The 16,584-nt window shown below is 67.3% G+C and carries 14 protein-coding genes; 4 read left to right on the plus strand and 10 right to left on the minus strand.

Translation table 11 applies throughout. The features are described from left to right. Positions 1 to 5: 5 nt before the first annotated feature. The 7 genes from EJ913_RS14485 to pdxH all read right to left on the minus strand — a co-directional run bounded on the left by EJ913_RS14485 (position 6) and on the right by pdxH (position 7,970). Positions 6 to 1,037 carry an ABC transporter substrate-binding protein gene (locus EJ913_RS14485; protein ID WP_126999028.1) on the minus strand — a complete coding sequence of 344 codons (1,032 nt, stop codon included), beginning with the start codon at positions 1,035 to 1,037 and terminating at the stop codon, positions 6 to 8. A gap of 156 nt (positions 1,038 to 1,193) precedes the next feature. Further along, on the minus strand, positions 1,194 to 2,432 hold the full coding sequence (locus EJ913_RS14490; RefSeq protein ID WP_244939357.1) for an HD domain-containing phosphohydrolase: 1,239 nt from the start codon (positions 2,430 to 2,432) through the stop codon (positions 1,194 to 1,196). Between the two features lie 79 nt (positions 2,433 to 2,511). Continuing rightward, complete coding sequence (locus EJ913_RS14495; RefSeq protein ID WP_126999032.1) at positions 2,512 to 3,741, minus strand: SLC13 family permease; 1,230 nt, start codon at positions 3,739 to 3,741, stop codon at positions 2,512 to 2,514. Between the two features lie 16 nt (positions 3,742 to 3,757). Further along, a complete protein-coding gene (locus tag EJ913_RS14500; RefSeq protein WP_126999034.1) occupies positions 3,758 to 4,582 on the minus strand; it encodes an MBL fold metallo-hydrolase in 825 nt (274 codons plus the stop codon). Positions 4,583 to 4,658: 76 nt separating this feature from the next. Then, entirely contained in the window at positions 4,659 to 6,050 is a 1,392-nt protein-coding gene (locus EJ913_RS14505) for a methyl-accepting chemotaxis protein (protein WP_126999036.1), read from the minus strand. 279 nt (positions 6,051 to 6,329) lie between these two features. Continuing rightward, complete coding sequence (locus tag EJ913_RS14510; protein ID WP_126999038.1) at positions 6,330 to 7,235, minus strand: cation diffusion facilitator family transporter; 906 nt, start codon at positions 7,233 to 7,235, stop codon at positions 6,330 to 6,332. A 144-nt stretch (positions 7,236 to 7,379) separates the two neighbouring features. Then, on the minus strand, positions 7,380 to 7,970 hold the full coding sequence (gene pdxH, locus EJ913_RS14515; RefSeq protein ID WP_126999040.1) for a pyridoxamine 5'-phosphate oxidase: 591 nt from the start codon (positions 7,968 to 7,970) through the stop codon (positions 7,380 to 7,382). Positions 7,971 to 8,160: 190 nt separating this feature from the next. On the opposite strand from pdxH, the gene EJ913_RS14520 reads away from it, so the two are divergent. Then, the gene (locus tag EJ913_RS14520; RefSeq protein ID WP_126999042.1) at positions 8,161 to 8,634 is read left to right on the plus strand and encodes an RT0821/Lpp0805 family surface protein; all 474 of its coding nucleotides are present in this window, start codon (positions 8,161 to 8,163) and stop codon (positions 8,632 to 8,634) included. Positions 8,635 to 8,675: 41 nt separating this feature from the next. Further along, the gene (locus EJ913_RS14525; protein WP_126999044.1) at positions 8,676 to 9,632 is read left to right on the plus strand and encodes a DnaJ C-terminal domain-containing protein; all 957 of its coding nucleotides are present in this window, start codon (positions 8,676 to 8,678) and stop codon (positions 9,630 to 9,632) included. 15 nt (positions 9,633 to 9,647) lie between these two features. Here EJ913_RS14525 and EJ913_RS14530 read toward each other — a convergent pair whose 3' ends face one another. After that, positions 9,648 to 10,976, minus strand: a complete 1,329-nt coding sequence (locus EJ913_RS14530; protein WP_126999046.1) for a YihY family inner membrane protein — start codon at positions 10,974 to 10,976, stop codon at positions 9,648 to 9,650. Between the two features lie 91 nt (positions 10,977 to 11,067). Between EJ913_RS14530 and fabI the strand changes: the two genes are divergently transcribed. Together fabI and EJ913_RS14540 are read left to right on the plus strand one after the other, a co-directional pair. Continuing rightward, the gene (fabI, locus tag EJ913_RS14535) at positions 11,068 to 11,916 is read left to right on the plus strand and encodes an enoyl-ACP reductase FabI (protein WP_126999048.1); all 849 of its coding nucleotides are present in this window, start codon (positions 11,068 to 11,070) and stop codon (positions 11,914 to 11,916) included. Between the two features lie 131 nt (positions 11,917 to 12,047). After that, complete coding sequence (locus EJ913_RS14540) at positions 12,048 to 13,199, plus strand: hypothetical protein (RefSeq protein ID WP_238520955.1); 1,152 nt, start codon at positions 12,048 to 12,050, stop codon at positions 13,197 to 13,199. A 43-nt stretch (positions 13,200 to 13,242) separates the two neighbouring features. On the opposite strand, the gene EJ913_RS14545 is transcribed toward EJ913_RS14540, so the two are convergent. Both EJ913_RS14545 and ftsH read right to left on the minus strand, forming a co-directional pair. Beyond that, on the minus strand, positions 13,243 to 14,415 hold the full coding sequence (locus EJ913_RS14545) for an alpha/beta hydrolase (protein WP_211098955.1): 1,173 nt from the start codon (positions 14,413 to 14,415) through the stop codon (positions 13,243 to 13,245). A 152-nt stretch (positions 14,416 to 14,567) separates the two neighbouring features. Beyond that, positions 14,568 to 16,505, minus strand: a complete 1,938-nt coding sequence (gene ftsH / locus EJ913_RS14550; RefSeq protein WP_126999052.1) for an ATP-dependent zinc metalloprotease FtsH — start codon at positions 16,503 to 16,505, stop codon at positions 14,568 to 14,570. Positions 16,506 to 16,584: the final 79 nt, after the last annotated feature.

Consider the following 16,584-nt stretch of genomic DNA (forward strand, 5'->3'; position numbering starts at 1 on the left):
GTCGCTTACTTGGCCACGGCGGCGTCATAGAAGCGGAAATCGAACGCCTCCGCCACCGGAATGACGCCGTCGGCCGAGCCGATCTCCTTGGCGTAGTTCATCATGTTCTCCACCGCCGGGACGACGCCGTGCGGGTCGGCGACGAACTTGGAGCCCGGACCACGGAAGGCGGCTTCCAGGGTCGAGGGCTCCAGCAGGCCCTTGCCGAGATACTCGTTGACGATCTTCGAGGCGCCGGCCGGGTCCTTGGCGATCAGCTCGACGGCGCGCAGATGCGCCTTGATCAGGGCGCCGATGGCCTCGGGGTTCTTCTTCAGAACCTCGCCGCGCGCCGACACCACGGTGCCGGGCTGGTCGGGGAACATCTGGGCGCCGGTCGCCAGCAACGCGACGCTCGGGTCCATCTGCTGGGTGACGGTCACCGTCGGCTCGCGGATCGTGGCGGCGTCGAGCGCGCCGGCCAGCAGCGCCTGCTGGGTCTTCTCGATGCCCATCGGCACCAGTTCGACATCGGCCGGGTTGACCTTCACGACCTTGAACAGCCAGTGCTTGAGCACCGTGTCGGGAACCGAGCCCGGCGGCTGGGTGCCGATCTTGGCCTTGCGACCGTTGTCGGCGGCGAATTTCTTGAAAGTGTCGGCGGTCGGGGTGGTGCCCACCGCCTTGGCGAAGGGACCGCGCGCGGCGACCACCATCTCCTCGACCGCCGAGTTGGCGATGACCGACACGTCCACGCCCTTGGTGCGGGCAACCAGCACCGGCGCGACGCCGGCGTAGAGCAGGTCGATCTGTCCGGCGGCCATCGCCTGGATGGCGTGGGGGCCGGATTCGAAACGGGTCAGCTTCAAGGTGATGCCAGCGTCCTTGGCCCAGCCCTGGCCGTCGATGATGAACAGCGGAGCGGCGGCGAGGATCGGGATGTAGCCGATTTCGAGCTTCACCGGGTCGGCGGCGCGCGACGCGCCGGGCGCCAGGGTCGCGACGGAAACAAAGGCGGCCATCGCGGCGATGGCGGCACGGCGGGTCAAGCTGTACATCGAATCTTCCTCGACAGGGTTCTCACGCTATTTAGCACGAATTCCCCAAGCTGGAAGATCGATTTCAACAGAAGAGCGGAAGAGAATCCCGAATTTCACTTCATAATTTTGTTCATTATCAGCCAAAAAACCTTTCACGGCGGCGCCGCAGTGGCGTCAGGCCAGCATCGCCTCCGGAACCGCGTCCTCGTCGCGGAGTTCTTCCCAGATACGGTCGAACTCCATGTGACGCTCGGCGAACAGCGCGATCAGGCGGGGGTCGAAATGCTGCACGGGGTCGAGCCGATCATCGCCCAGCGTCAGGATGTTGACCGTCTTGTCGTGGCTGAAGGACGGCTTGTAGGGGCGCTTGCTGCGTAGCGCGTCGTAGCAGTCGGCGATCGCCACGATGCGCGCCGACAGGGGAATCTCCTCCCCCTTCAAACGGTTGGGGTAGCCGCCGCCGCCCCATTGCTCGTGATGGCTCAACGCGATCTCCGCCGCCATCTTCAACCGGTCCGAGGTGACCAGGATGGCGTGGCCGTAGACCGGGTGGCGGCGCATCTCGGCCATCTCGCGGTCGTCCAGCCGGCCCCGCTTGTGCAACACCGCCTGATCGACGCTCATCTTGCCAACGTCGTGCAGAGCGGCGGAGAAACGCAGTTCGTCGCAGAAGGCGCGCGGGCAGCCCGCCCATTTGGCCAGCGCGTAGGCGTATTCGTTGACCCGCAGGATGTGGTTGCCGGTGTCCTCGTCGTGGACCTCGGCCGCGCGGGCCAACAGGTTGACCGACACCATGAAGGCACGCTCGGTCTCCTTCTGCTGCTCGGCGACACGGCGGCGTTCCTGGGCCAAGGCGCGGTTGCGTTCCTTCAGTCGCTCCAGCGTCGCGGCGCGCTCCAGGGCGCGGCCGACGAGGTGGTTCACCGGCGCGATCATCGCCTCGTGATCCAGCAGGAAGGGCAGCGGCCCGGCGCTGTCGGCGGAGCGGCGGTTGATCAACTGCACCACCCCCACCGGCTTGCCGCGAAACCCCTTCAGGGCGAAGGCCATGATCGAGCGGGTGCGGAACCCGGTGCGCTGGTCGAAACCCGGATTGAAACGGTAGGGCCGGTCTTCCCCCATGGCGTAGGCGTCGTCGATCAGCACCGTCTCGCCGGTGGCGGCGACGTGCCCGACGATGGAGGACGGATCGACCGGGATGGTGAAGGAGGCCGTCTTGGCGCGGATCACGTCGTTCTGGACGCTGACCGCCTCCAACTGCCGCGACCGCCCCTGGCCGCGCAGCATGAAGACGCTGCCGGCTTCGGCCGCCGTGAGCTCGCGACACTTGTGCAGGACCCGGCCGCTCAGCGAGCGCAAGGTCTGGTTGGGCGTCTGCTCGATGAATTCAAGGAATTGGCCGACGAGACCCACGACACCCGCACTCCCCACAACTAGGCAGTCCCAGACTACCCCAATCGAGGGGGGTGGCAGAAGGGTTTCGACGAATTTATCACAACAGCCTCATCCATCCGCCGCCCCAAAGCCACAACCCGGCCACCGCCATCGACAGCAACGCCATGGGTATGCCGCAACGGGCGTGCTCGGCGAAACTCAGGTGCACCCCGGAGGCCGCCGCCCGCTCCGCCACGATGATGTTGGCGAGGCTGCCGGGCAGCAGGAAATTCCCCGCCAGCGTCGTCAGCAGCGCCAGCCCGTAGAGCGCCCCCTCCGGCGGGGACGGCCAAGCGGCCAGCAGCAGGATCACCGCCGGCACGTTGCCGATGCCGTTGCTGCCGGCCAGCGCCAGCGGCGCCATCACCGCCAGCCGGTCGGGCAGCCAGCCGGCCGTCTCCAAGTCGCGGACCAGCGCGCCCGGAATGCCGGTCAGCCCCAGCGCGTGGTTGATAGCGAACAGCGCCGCGAACAGCACCAACAGATGCCAGTCGACCATCCCCAGCATGTCGCGGCTCGCCAGCCGCCGGCTGATCATCATCACCCCGGCGACCAGCAGCACCGCGTGCTCCTGCGGCATCGGCGAGGCGAACAGGGCGAGCAGCGCCACCGTCGCCGCCACCGCCTTGCCCAGTTGCCAGCGGTCGAGCTTGGTTTCGGCGACCGTCCCCTCCCCGTCCGGCAGGCCGAAGCGCCCGCGCCAGACCAGCCAGACCGTGGCGTAGACGATGACCAGCGCGGCCAGGGCCGGCACGCCGCAGACGCCGAGGAAGCGCCAAAAGTCGAGATGCCCGACCTGCCCGATCAGGATGTTCTGCGGATTGCCGATCACCGTCGCCGCCGACCCGGCGTTGGCGGCGCCCGCCAGCGCGATCAGGTAGGGCCGCGCGTCGAGCCGCCGCGCCGTCAGCCCGACGCACAGCATCGGCGTCATGGCGAAGACGACCACGTCGTTGGCCAGCACCGCCGACAGCCCGCCGGCCACCGCGACGATGACCGCCAGCAGCCGGGCCGGCGACCGCGCCGCCCGCGCGACCCGCAGCGCGCACCAGTCGTAGAATCCGCTGCCGGCGTATTGCGCCGACAGGATCATCAGGCCCAGCAGGATGAAGATGGTCGGGAAATCGACCGCCTCGACCACTTGGCCGGTGTCGAGCGCGCCGGCCGCCAGCAGCAGGATGGCCGCGACCAGCGCGATTCCGGTTCGGTCGATGCTGAGGCCCGGAAAGCGGCCGAGCGCCATGCCGAGATAGGTCACGGCGAACAGAACGAGGATGAGAAGGGTCATGATTCGGCGTGCCGGCTCACCGCAGGGTGACCGTCGTCCCTTCCCGCGCGGCGAAACAGTTGGGAAGCTCGGCCTGCGCCGCCGCCTCGATGGTTTCCATGGTCCGGTCGTCGTGGTCCGGGTCGTGGTGGAACAGGCACAATCTCTTGACGTTGCCGCCCTTCGCGATTCGGATCGCCTCGCGCCACGTCGAATGGCCCCAGCCGATGCGCTGGCTCCATTCCTCGTCGGTGAAGGTCGAGTCGTAGAGCAGCAGATCGACGCCGTCGACCAGATTCAGGATGTTGCGGTCGGGCTGGTCGGGCACATGCTCGGTGTCGGTGACGTAGGCCATCGAATGGCCGCGATACTCGATCCGGTAGCCGGTGGCGCCGTCGGGGTGGTTCAGCGCCGCCGTGTGGATGCGAACGCCCCCCTCCAGCTTGAAGCTGTGGCCCGCCGGCACCTCGATGAAGCTGAGGTCGCCGCCCATCGTCCGCATCGGCACCGGGAACAGCGGGCGCTCCATCTGGCGGGCCATCACCGCCTCGATGTTGGGGCTGCCGGAGAGGTGGCCGGAGACCACGCGCAGGCTGAACCCCTTGGTGTAGGCCGGCGCGAAGAAGGGAAAGCCGCTGATGTGGTCGAGATGGGTGTGGCTGAGCAGCAGGGTCGCCGCCGTCACCCCCTCGGCCAGCAGCTTGCGCCCCAGTGGGCGCAGGCCTGTCCCGGCGTCGAGGATGATCCGCTGGCTGCCCGCCCGCACCTCGACGCAGGACGTGTTCCCGCCAAAGCCCAGATGCGACGCCATCGGACAGGGAATGGTGCCCCGCACGCCCCAGAAGGTGACCGTGAACCCCATGCGTCCCGTCCTTTTCGCGCGCCCCGGCGCCGCCCGATCCCGTTTCGGCGCCGAGTTTAGCGCGAAAGCGTCGCTTTTACACCTTATACGCCAGACGCAAACCGCCCCAATGACGGCCGCGCACCGAGACCGGGGCCGAAACGTCCTTCATCAGCACGTAATTGCCGCCGCCCATGTCGCGCCGGTAGGTCTGGAGCAGGAAGGGCTTGGTGTTGCGCCCGGCCGCCAGCCCGACCCGGTCGTTGAACAGGCGCCGATTGCGGCAGTTGGCGGCGTTCCACACCGGATCGCGCCCCTGCGGCTGGCTGAAGGCCCGGTTGTGGGTCGGCAGATAACCGTTCTCGTCCAGCGCCACGCAGAAGACGATGCGGTCGTGGCCCGACAGCACCGGCTCCTGGATGCCCGGCAGGAGCCGGTCGCAGATCTGGGTAAAGCGGGTGGTGAACTGCTGCGGCTCCGAGCCGACCACCGGCTGGTAGGCGCGGTCGAACAAATCGGACTCGCCGACCTCGCCACGGGCAACGGCGTCCTCGAAGGCGGCGGAGACCTTGGCGGCGGCCTCCGTCACCATCTTGATGAAGGGGGTGTCGACCGTTTCGATGTTCAGCTCGGCGGTGACGCCGATCAGCCGCTCGCTCATCCCGACGAGGTTGTTCACGCGGTCGCGGGCCTGGGACAGGTTCTCGCTGGACAGCTTCACGCCCACCGCCAGATCGGCGATCTCGCTCTCCAGTTCCGCGCAGTTGCTGCCGATCTCCGAGGAAGCGGCGTCGATCTTGTCGGTCTCGCCGTGCAGCTCGCGCATGGCGCGGCCGACCGTCTCGATCACCGTGCCGATGGCGGCGGTGCCCTCGCTGACCGCGCGGGCCTTGACCGCGCTGGCGGAGCTTTCGGTCATCAGGCGCTGCGCCTGCTCGTTCAGGTATTTCAGCGTCGCGTCGATCTCCGTCGTCGCCTCGCTGGTCTTGGAGGACAGCGCCTTCACCTCGTTGGCGACCACGGCGAAGCCACGGCCCGCCTCCCCCGCCCGCGCCGCCTCGATGGTGGCGTTCAGCGCCAGCAGATTGGTCTGCTTGGCGATGGTGAAGATCTCCTTGGCGACCCGGCCGACCCGGTCCAGCGCGTCGCGCAGGCCGACGATCTGGCTTTCGATCCCGGTCACCGAGGACACCAGCGCGTGGATGTCCGACAGCGACCGCTGCACCCGGTCATGGGAGGAGTCGACCTCCTGCCTCGCCTGTTCGGTGACGTGTCGGGCGACGGTGGAGGCGGCGGAAATGCGTTGCGTGCTTTGCGACATCTTGCCGCCGGTGTCGCGCAACTGGGCGAACACGGCCGACTGCCGGTTCACGCGCGCGTTCACGTCCTCGATGTGGCCGGCGATGTCCGCGATCTCGATGCCGAGATTGCCAGCCTCCGTGGCGATGTCCGCAATCAGGTGCGGACGCAACCCGAACGCACTGTCCATATTCCACCACCATTCTTATAGATTTATAGCTTGGCGCTCACTCCCGTGAACGATTATTGCTGTTTTCCGGTTTTGCCGCAACCGGTGGCCATACCAACCAATGCGCCCGCCCCCTCATCAATTGGTCGAATACATTCGAAATTGCGCAGACCGCGGCATTGTGCAGCGGCCGGACCGCGTCCGTCATGCGGGTTTTCGCTCGGCTGAAATTTATCATCGGTGGTTGGCGGAGAGGGATTGTCCCTTCACCGTTCAGCGGGGCATCGTTCCGCCGCCGACCTATCGAATCCGGTGGTCGAGGCGCTCGTCGGCCAACCCGGCCGGTTCCTGATGAACCAGCACATCGGTGTTGGCGAAGGCGTCGCGCAGCCGCCGTTCCACCCGGTCGGCGATGTCGTGCGCGGCGGTCAGCGTCAGGGTTCCATCCAATTCCAAATGCAGTTCGATGAAGCTGCCGGTGCCGGCGTTGCGGGTCCGCAGGTCGTGCAGGCCCCGCGCGCCGGGCTCCTCCATCACCAGGGCGGCGATGCGGGCACGGTCCTCCTCCGGCAGTTCGCGGTCCATCAGGACGTTCAGCGCCTCGCGCGCCACGCCCCTGGCGCCGAACAGCAGAAAACCGGCGATGCCCAGTCCGAACAGCGGGTCGAAGGCGGCGACCCCGGTCCAGCCGGTCAGCAGGATGGCAACGATCACCGCCCCGTTCGACAGCAGATCGCCGGAGTAGTGCAGCCGGTCGGCACCGATGGCGACCGAGCCGGTGGCGCTCTGCACCCGCCGTTGGAAGGCCAACAGCGCGGCGGTCAGGACAATGGACAGCACCATCACGGCGACGCCGACCGCCCCCTCGGCGACCGGCTCCGGATGGACCAGCCGCCGCACCGCCTCGACGCTGAGCAGCACGGCGGAGCCGCCGATGAAGGCGGCCTGCGTCAGGGCGGCCAGCGCCTCCGCCTTGCCGTGGCCGTAGCGGTGGTTGGCGTCGGGCGGGCGCAGGGCCTGGCGCACCCCCAGCAAGGTGACCAGCGAGGCCATCAGGTCGGTGCTGGAGTCGATCAGCGAGGACAGGACGCTGACCGACTCCGTCGCCAGATAGGCGGCCAGCTTGGTGGCGATCAGCGTCGAGGACACCGCCACGCTGGCGTAGGTCGCGTAACGGCGCAGCTGGTCCGGGGTGAGGTTGGGCATGGAGATTCGGAGTCCTTGCCCCCTCCCCATCCCTCTCCCGCCAAAGGCGGGAGAGGGATGGGGAGGGGGCTTGTCGGCGTTCGGCGGCAGCCCCCTCTCCCGCCAAAAGCGGGGGAGGGCTAGGAAGGGGGCCGGCAACCTTCCTCAGGGATACAGCCGCTCCGTCTCCCACCCGCCTTCGCCGGCCAGATACAAGGTCCGCTCATGCAGGCGGAACGGCCGGTCCTGCCAGAACTCGATGCGCTTGGGCAGCACGCGGAAGCCGGTCCAATGCGGTGGGCGCGGCACCGTGCCGATGGCGAATTTCGCGGCGTATTGGGCGACCCGCTTCTCCAACTCCCACCGCCCTTCCAGCGGGCGCGACTGCTGCGACGCCCAGGCGCCGATGCGGCTCTCGCGCGGGCGGCTCTCGAAATAGGCGTCGGCCTCGGCGTCGGTGACCGACTCCACCGCGCCCTCGACCCGCACCGATCGGCGCAGCGTCTTCCAATGGAAGCAGAGTGCGGCGTTCCGGTTGGCCAGCAGTTGCTCGCCCTTGCGGCTTTCCGTGTTCGTGTAGAAGACGAAACCTCGGTCGTCGATGCCCTTCAGCAGCACCATCCGCACCGAAGGCACGCCCGAGGCGTCGGCGGTGGCGAGCGCCATGGCGTTGGGATCGTTGGGCTCGCTGCGCCCGGCCTCGTCCAGCCAGTGGGTGAACAGCGTGTAAGGGTCGCGGTCGTTGGCGTCGGTCATGCTTGGCGGTCCTGTTCCATCGGACACCGCTCCATGGGCCGCCCAAAAAATCCCTTGAGGGTTTCCTTGGGAAAACGACATGGTCACAGCGTCATCACAATTCACAGCAAGGATAGGCTCGCTTATATCACTGTCCACCGCGACGCTACCGGTTTAGGCATCGCGGCACCAAAACCTATTCGAGGCAAAGATGTTCGTGAAGAAGCTCGTTCCGGCCGTGCTGACGGCGGCCCTGCTGGCCGGTTGCACCACCGGCGGCACCAAGGAGACGGTCGGCACCGTCGGCGGCGCCGTCGCGGGCGGTTTGATCGGCTCGCAGATCGGCGGCGGCAGCGGCAAGCTGGTCGCCACCGGCGTCGGCACGCTGCTGGGCGCCTTCGTCGGCAGCCAGGTCGGCTCCTCGCTGGACAAGGCCGACGCCGAATACGCCAGCGGCGCCGCGCGCCGCGCCTATGCCGCCCCGGTGGGCGACCGGATCGCCTGGAACAACCCGCAATCGGGCAATTCGGGCACGGTCACCACGACGCGCGACGGCTACAGCAGCGCCGGCACCTATTGCCGCGAATACCAGCAGACGGTCGCCGTCGGCGGCAAGACGGAGATGGCGTACGGAACCGCTTGCAAACAACCCGATGGAACGTGGAAGATCATCGGCAACTCTTAACCTTTGAATGCCCCGACTTTTGGGGTGGGAATGCCCGGACCGTGGCCACGCGTGACCCTTACAGCGTTCTCGGCGTCAGCCGTTCCGCCAGCGCCGAGGATATCAAGAAGGCGTACCGCAAACTCGCCAAGCAGCATCACCCCGACCTGAAACCGGGGGATGCCGCGAACGAGGAGCGCTTCAAGGAAATCTCGGCGGCCTACACGCTGCTGTCGGATACGGAGAAGCGCGCCAAGTTCGACCGGGGCGAGATCGATTCGTCGGGGCAGGACCGCCACGCGGGCTTCGGCTCGCGCTCGCACGCCGGGCGCGGCCGGGCCTACAGCGGCAACGCCGACGATTCGTTCTTCAGCAGCACCGGCGGGGCGGGCGACGACTGGTTCTCCGACCTGTTCGGCGGTGGCCGGCGGCGAGGCACCGCCGGGGCCGGGGCTGGCTCCTCCAGCGGCCCGAAGGTGCGGGGCAGCGACATCGCCTATTCGGTGACCGTCCCCTTCCTGGAGGCGGCGCAGGGCACCAAGCGGCGCATCAACCTGTCCAACGGCAAGAGCATCGACGTCGCCGTCCCGCCGGGGACGGAAAACGAGCAGAAGCTGCGCCTGAAGGGTCAGGGTCTGCCCGGCATGGGCGGCATGCCCAACGGCGACGCCATCATCGAGGTGCATGTCGAGCCGCACCCGCATTTCACCCGGCAGGACGGCGACATCCACGTCGACGTGCCGATCACGCTGAACGAGGCGGTTCTCGGCGCCACCATCCATGTGCCGACGATCAGCGGCAAGGTCGCCCTCAAGATCCCGCCCGGCACCAACACCGGGGCGACGCTGCGCCTGCGCGGCAAGGGCGTGGTCAACCAGACGACCAAGCAGGCCGGCGACCAGTACGTGAAGCTGAAGGTGGTCCTCCCCGACCCGCCCGACGCCGAACTGGTCAAGTTCATGGAGCAGTGGTCCAAGACCCGCAGCTACGACGTCCGCAAGAAGGCCGGGCTGGAGTAAGGGGCGAACAGCCCCCTATTTCTTCACCGCCCGGATCGGCACCGCCGGGGTTCCCTCCCCGGTGGGGCTGTCGTCCGACAGCAGCGCCTTGATCGGCACGTTCAGCAGGTCGCCCTGCCGCGCCTCGGCCAGTTCCAGCAGATGCCCGGCGCGCGCCTGCCACGGCAAGTCCAGCCCGCCCAGCCCATGGACCGAGCCGCGCAGCCCGATCCCCAACGCCTTCATCAGGTCGAACAGCGTCGATTCGCCCAGATCGCGGGTCGTCACCCAGGCGTCGCGCGTGGTGTGGGCGACCCAATGGGCGTCGCGCAGTTGCTCCAGGATGCCGTCGATCAGCAGCGTCCCCACCGGCACGCGCGCGACCAGGGTCCGCCGCCGCAAGCCCACCCCCAGCCGGCTAGCGTCCATCAGTTCGTGCAGCACGGCCAGCGCCAGCGCCAGACGCTGGGCCGGCAGCAGCCCCTCCGGCCCGCCGCGCGTGATCTTGCCGGCCCGCCATTCCGGCAAGGAGGCCGCGACCACCGCGCCGAACAGCACGGTCGACCACGCGATGTACAGCCAGAACAGGAAGATCGGCACGACCGACAGGGCGCCGTAGATGGTCTGGTAGGCCGGGTATTCGCGCATGTACCACGCGAAGACCGCCTTGGAGCCTTCCAGCAGGATCGACCCCACCGCCCCGCCGCACAGCGCGTCCATCCACAGCACGTCGCGGTTGGGGATGATCAGGTACAGAAGCGTGCAGCCGATCAATTGCAGCACGAAGGGCAGGACCATGCCGAAGCCGACCAGCGGGTGGACGACACCCTCCAGATGCGCGAACTCCAGCGCGCTCCACAGGCTGCTGGACAGCGACAGGCTGGCCCCGGCGAAGAGCGGGGTCAGCGACACCACCGCCCAGAAGGACAGGATGCGGGTGACGTAGGAGCGCGGCTCCCGCACCCGCCAGACGGTGGCGAAGGAGCCCTCGATCGTCCAGATCAGCAGCACCGCCGACACCGCCAGCCCGACCACCCCGAAGATCGGCATCTGCCCGGCGTTGGCCATGAAGGTGCCGAGGTATTGCAGGATCGCGTCGCCGATCTCCGGCACCAGATTTTTGATGACCGCCGTCTGGATCCGCATCTGCAACGCGCTGAACGCGGGAAAGGCGGAGAAGATCGCAAAGCCGATGGTCATCATCGGCACCATCGCCAGCAGCGAGGTGTAGGTCAGCGCGGCCGCCGTCTGGAAACAGTTGTCGTTGTAGAAGCGCAGCATCGAATGGCCGAGGAAGCCCAGCAATTCGCGGACGTAGACGGCGGGACGCCGAAGCTTGGCCTGGCTCTTGTCAGACTCCGCCATGGCGGTACCCCCGCGTCGGTTTGACCGCGCACCGCTTTCGTGTAGGATGCGCCCCACTTTTCGCGGCAATAGCGCAGTTTACGAGGTTCCGATGTCCAATCCGATGCCGCTGATGTACGGCAAGCGTGGCCTGATCATGGGCGTGGCGAACGATCGCTCGATCGCCTGGGGGATTGCGTCCACTCTGGCCCAGCACGGGGCGGAGCTGGCCTTCACCTACCAAGGCGACGCCCTGCTGAAGCGGGTCAAGCCGCTGGCCGATCAGGTCGGCGCAAAGCTCGTCCTGCCCTGCGACGTGACCGACGAGGCCAGCGTCGACGCGACCTTCGCCGCCATCGAGGCCGAATGGGGCAAGCTGGACTTCGTGGTTCATGCGATCGCGTTTTCCGACAAGAACGAGTTGGACGGTCTCTACCTCGACACCACGCGGAGCAACTTCCTCCGCACCATGGACATCTCCTGCTACTCCTTCACCGCGGTGGCGCAACGCGCCGTGCCGCTGATGACGGACGGCGGCAGCCTGCTCACCCTATCCTATTATGGGGCCGAGCGCGTCATGCCGCATTACAACGTCATGGGCGTCGCCAAGGCCGCCCTGGAGGCGAGCGTGCGTTACCTCGCCGTCGATCTGGGGGGTAAGGCGATCCGTGTCAACGCCATCTCGGCCGGACCGATCAAGACTCTGGCCGCCAGCGGCATCGGCGATTTCCGCTACATCCTGAAATGGAACGAGCTGAACGCCCCGTTGAAGCGCAACGTGACCATCCAGGAGGTCGGCGGCGCCGGTCTGTTCCTGCTCTCCGATCTCGGCACCGGCGTGACCGGTGAGGTCATGCACGTCGACAGCGGCTACCACACGGTCGGCATGGTCGCGGTCGACGAGGCCGCCGGGGTCGCGCAGCTGCTCAACTCGCTGGGCGGCACGCCGAAAGCCGGCTGAGCCGCTCGACGCACGCCAAGATTGCAAAGAGGGATCGGCTGTCCGATCCCTCTTTGCGTTTGTGATAGCGGCGTTTATGCTCTGCACAATAATCCTGGCTTCGGGTAATTTTAATGCGCGCTCGCAAGAAAATGGATTCGGTTTCTCCGATCCTTGAGCAGATTCTCTATGGCGGCTCCAGCGTCTCGATGAATCTCATCGCGATCACGCGCGAGATTCCCGAAGAGCAGCGCATGTTCAAGGCCCAGGGCCTGAATGGCGCGATCCTGTTCAAATACCCCAGTTTCAACGGCCTCGACGACGGCGGCGAAGCCATGTCGGACGAGGACGACGGCAACGAAGAGGGCGGCGGCCGGCCGGTCGAGACCGGTATCTACGTGCCGCACAACGTCCGGTCCCCGGAATCCGGCGGCGTCGCCGTCTACCTGCGCGGCCACAACAGCGAAGCGCTGTTGGAGGAGCAGTTCGGCATCAAGAACGGCCCGGCCGAAAACGGCATCATCGGCGACATGAAGATGCTGTCGATGATCGACGAGGTGCCGTCGCTCGACGCGTTCCTGCTGAAGACCTGCTTCGAGGCGGAGAAGGTCAACGTCGATCCCCGCCATTGGCTGATCAGCAACGAGGAAGACCACCAGCTCCGCCGGCTGATCCGCGCCCGCATCGAGCCGATCGTCCGCAAGGCGCTGTCCGGCGGTGGCGGCGGCAACGCCCAGAGCATCGAGCGTTTCCTGGAAGCCATCTGGAACCCCAACCTCGAAGAGGCCGGGCTGTTCGTGTCGGCCTTCGGCATCGAGCGCAGCGAGGCGGACACCATCTTCAGCGCGTGGAAGGGGACCACCTTCTACGAGTACCAGCTGCGCCGCATCGCGCCGCGCGCCCGCGTGATCCTGAACTGGCTGAAGTCGAAGGAGTGCGTGCCGGTCGACATCCGCATGCACAAGCCCTACGAGACCCAGCTGCTGATGCACATCGAGAAGGTGGGCAAGCTGCTGGAGACCACGCTGATGGACATCCGGGGCATCCTGTCGGACTACGAGACGGCCTTCAGCTCGTTCATGGCCGGCAAGCCGGAGCCCTTCCGCGACTACCTGCGCACCATCCGCTCGCGCTACTGGCTGCTCGGCTACTGCGTGTCGGCGCTGACCAGCGTCGGGCATCTCGACGCCCGCTGCATGAAGAACACGCCATCGCGCAAGCTGTACTTCGAAGGCACCCAGAAGCTGCTGCGCCAGTTCGACATCGCGCTGGACCGCCGCCGCGAGCAGAAGGGCTCCTTCTAAACACGGGTCCGGAAAAGGGGGGCGCACAGCCCCCCTCTCCGCCTCAGTTGCCGGTGCCGCTGCGCTTGGGCGCGGCGGCGCTCGACCCCGAGGCCGTGCCCTGGAAGGCGGTCGTCAGGTTGGCGGCGGCAACCCCCTCGGCGGTCTTGGCGTCGGCGACCACGCTGCCCATCCCGAAGAACTCGTGCGTCACGCCCGCGTAGTCGTGGGCGTCGACCGGCACGCTGGCCTGACGCAGCTTGTCAGCCAGACGGCGGCCGTCGTCGCGCAACGGGTCGATCTCGGCCGTGATGACGGTGGTCGGCGGCAGCCCGCGCAGGTCGGCGCGGCCGACCAGATCGAGGCGCGGATCCTGGAGGTCCGCCTCGTTGCGCACCGTCTGCTTGACGAACCACTCCATCATCGGCTTGTTCAACGGCTTGGCGTCGGCGTTGTCCTTGTAGGACTGGGTGTTCATGTCCACACCGGCCACCGGGTAGACCAGCACCTGATGCACTGGAAGCTGGATGTTCGCGTCGCGCGCCTTGATCGCCGTGTTGATGGCGAGGTTGCCGCCGGCGCTCTCACCCATCACCGCGACTTGGGCCGGATCGCCGCCGAAGCTCTTCGCGTTCTTCAGCACCCATTGGTAGGCCGCGAAGGCGTCGTCATGCGCCGCCGGGAACTTGCTTTCCGGAGCCTGCCGGTAATGGGCGGACACGACGATGGCGCTCGCCTGCTTGGCGATGGCGCGCGGCGAGGCGTCGTAGGTGTCGAGATCGGCGATCACCCAACCGCCGCCGTGGTAGTAGACGACGACCGGCAACGGCGTGTTCTTGTTAGCGTTTTCGGGGATGTAGACCCGCGCCGGCAACGAGCCGGCCGCCCCGGTCAGGGTGATGTTCTCGGTGCGGATTCCGGCCTCCGGCGCGGTGCTCTTGCCGTTCTTCTTCAGCAGGGCCATCACCGCGTCGGTCGGCGTCGGCTGCTGGCGGGCCTCGGCGGCGGACAGGTCACCCTCGATGGGCTTGGGCTTCAGATCGGCCAGCGCGTCGAGCACATGCTTCATGTCCGCGTCGGCCTTGGCCAGCGGGCTGCCGGTGACGGTGCCCACCGCCTGATCCAGGCGGTCCTTGGCGGTCGGCCCGGCGCCGGGCGACTGCGCCATCGCGGACGCGGCCATCATCGCCGTGCCGGCCAGCAACAGGGTGCCCAAGGTCTTCGCAACATGACTCATCGAGGTATTCCTTGTCGTTCGCGTGACGTGCGTCAGACAACAAGGCGCCCCTGAAAAACGTTCCGCTTCCGAACCGAACGCAGGTCCAAACAAAAGGCGGCGCCCGCGAAGGCGCCGCCTTTGTCAATTCACGGAAGACCGTGGACGTGGGGTCAGGTGCCCTGCGGCTCTGGCCCGATCCCGCCCCCGCCTTCCTTGCCGCCACTCGACGGCACGGAGGAGCGACGGCCCGAGGTCGGCTGGCGCGGCGGGGTCGAATAGCTCTCCCGGTCGTCGTCGCGGATGATCGGGTCGCCGCGCAGCAGGCGGTTGATGTCCTCGCCGCTCAGCGTCTCGTACTCCAGCAGGCCCTTGGCCAGCGTGTGCAACTGATCGATGTTCTCGGTCAGAATCTGCCGCGCCTTCTCGTAGCTCTCGTCGACGATGCGGCGGATTTCCTCGTCGACCATCTGGGCCGTGCGGTCGGACATGTTCTTGTGCTGGGTCACCGAGTGGCCCAGGAACACCTCCTGCGTCGGCTCGCCATAGAGCAGCGGCCCGAGCTTGTCGCTCATGCCCCACTCCGTGACCATGCGGCGGGACATCTCGGTCGCCATCTTGATGTCGCCCGAGGCGCCGGTCGTGACGCGGTCCTTGCCGAAGATCAGCTCCTCGGCGATGCGGCCGCCCATGGCGACGCAGAGGTCGGCCAGCAGCTTGGCCTGCGACAGCGAGATGCGGTCGCCTTCCGGAAGGCGCATCACCATGCCCAGCGCACGGCCGCGCGGGATGATGGTGGCCTTGTGGACCGGGTCGCTGTCGGGGCTGTGGACGGCGCAGATGGCGTGACCGGCCTCGTGGTAGGCGGTCAGCTTCTTCTCGTCCTCGGACATCACCATGGAGCGGCGTTCCGCGCCCATCATGACCTTGTCCTTGGCGGCCTCGAACTCGCCCATGCCGACCACGCGCTTGCCGATGCGGGCCGCGAGCAGCGCCGCCTCGTTCACGAGGTTGGCCAGATCGGCGCCCGAGAAGCCCGGCGTGCCGCGCGCGATGATCTTCGCGTCGACGTCCGGCGACAGCGGGACCTTCCGCATGTGGACCTTGAGGATCTTCTCGCGGCCCAGCACGTCGGGGTTCGGCACCACGACCTGACGGTCGAAGCGGCCGGGACGCAGCAGCGCCGGGTCGAGCACGTCGGGACGGTTGGTCGCGGCGATGAGGATGACGCCCTCGTTCGCCTCGAAGCCGTCCATCTCGACCAGCAGCTGGTTGAGGGTCTGCTCGCGCTCGTCGTTGCCACCGCCCAGGCCGGCGCCGCGATGGCGGCCGACCGCGTCGATCTCGTCGATGAAGATGATGCAGGGGGCGTTCTTCTTGCCCTGCTCGAACATGTCGCGGACGCGGCTGGCGCCGACGCCGACGAACATCTCGACGAAGTCCGAACCGGAGATGGTGAAGAACGGCACGTTGGCTTCACCGGCCACGGCACGCGCGGTCAGCGTCTTGCCGGTGCCGGGCGGGCCGACGAGCAGACAGCCCTTCGGGATCTTGCCGCCCAGGCGCTGGAACTTCTGCGGGTCCTTCAGGAAGTCGACGATCTCCGTCAGCTCCTGCTTGGCCTCGTCGATGCCGGCGACGTCGTCGAAGGTCACGCGGCCGACCTTTTCGGTCAGCAGGCGGGCCCGCGACTTGCCGAAGCCCATGGCCTTGCCGCCGCCCGACTGCATCTGGCGCATGAAGAAGATCCAGACGCCGATCAGCAGCAGCATCGGGAACCAGGACAGCAGCACCGAGAACAGCGAGGGCACGTTGCTGTCGTCGGGGACCGCGCTGATCCGGACGTTCTTGTTCGTCAGCCGCTCCACCAGCCCGGCCTCGGGCGGGATGAAGGTGCTGAACGAGCGGCCATCGGTGAAATGGCCGGACACTTGGTTGCCCTTGATCGTCACGTCGGCAACCTGACCCCGGTCCACTTCGGCGAGAAGCTCGCTGAACGGGACGGTCGTCTGCGGGCTGCGGGTCGAAGAGCTCTGGAACAGGTTGAACAGGGCCACCAGCAGCAGCCCGATGATGATCCAGAGCGCGAGATTCTTGCCGAAATTGTTCACGTCACACGCCTTTCTGCGAACCCATCGCCACACGGTGCGCCGACAAGGCCGCACCCCGGTCTCCACGGGCACGTTCCCT

This window comes from Azospirillum doebereinerae, assembly GCF_003989665.1.
GTDB classification, from domain to species: domain Bacteria; phylum Pseudomonadota; class Alphaproteobacteria; order Azospirillales; family Azospirillaceae; genus Azospirillum; species Azospirillum doebereinerae.

Coding starts and splice junctions, on each gene's coding strand:
- EJ913_RS14540 (WP_238520955.1), top strand. CDS start 12,048: ATGGATTCGGTTTCTCCGATCCTTGAGCAGATTCTCTATGGCGGCTCC.
- EJ913_RS14530 (WP_126999046.1), bottom strand. CDS start 10,976: ATGGCGGAGTCTGACAAGAGCCAGGCCAAGCTTCGGCGTCCCGCCGTC.
- EJ913_RS14545 (WP_211098955.1), bottom strand. CDS start 14,415: ATGAGTCATGTTGCGAAGACCTTGGGCACCCTGTTGCTGGCCGGCACG.
- EJ913_RS14485 (WP_126999028.1), bottom strand. CDS start 1,037: ATGTACAGCTTGACCCGCCGTGCCGCCATCGCCGCGATGGCCGCCTTT.
- EJ913_RS14520 (WP_126999042.1), top strand. CDS start 8,161: ATGTTCGTGAAGAAGCTCGTTCCGGCCGTGCTGACGGCGGCCCTGCTG.
- fabI (WP_126999048.1), top strand. CDS start 11,068: ATGTCCAATCCGATGCCGCTGATGTACGGCAAGCGTGGCCTGATCATG.
- EJ913_RS14510 (WP_126999038.1), bottom strand. CDS start 7,235: ATGCCCAACCTCACCCCGGACCAGCTGCGCCGTTACGCGACCTACGCC.
- EJ913_RS14495 (WP_126999032.1), bottom strand. CDS start 3,741: ATGACCCTTCTCATCCTCGTTCTGTTCGCCGTGACCTATCTCGGCATG.
- pdxH (WP_126999040.1), bottom strand. CDS start 7,970: ATGACCGACGCCAACGACCGCGACCCTTACACGCTGTTCACCCACTGG.
- EJ913_RS14505 (WP_126999036.1), bottom strand. CDS start 6,050: ATGGACAGTGCGTTCGGGTTGCGTCCGCACCTGATTGCGGACATCGCC.
- EJ913_RS14500 (WP_126999034.1), bottom strand. CDS start 4,582: ATGGGGTTCACGGTCACCTTCTGGGGCGTGCGGGGCACCATTCCCTGT.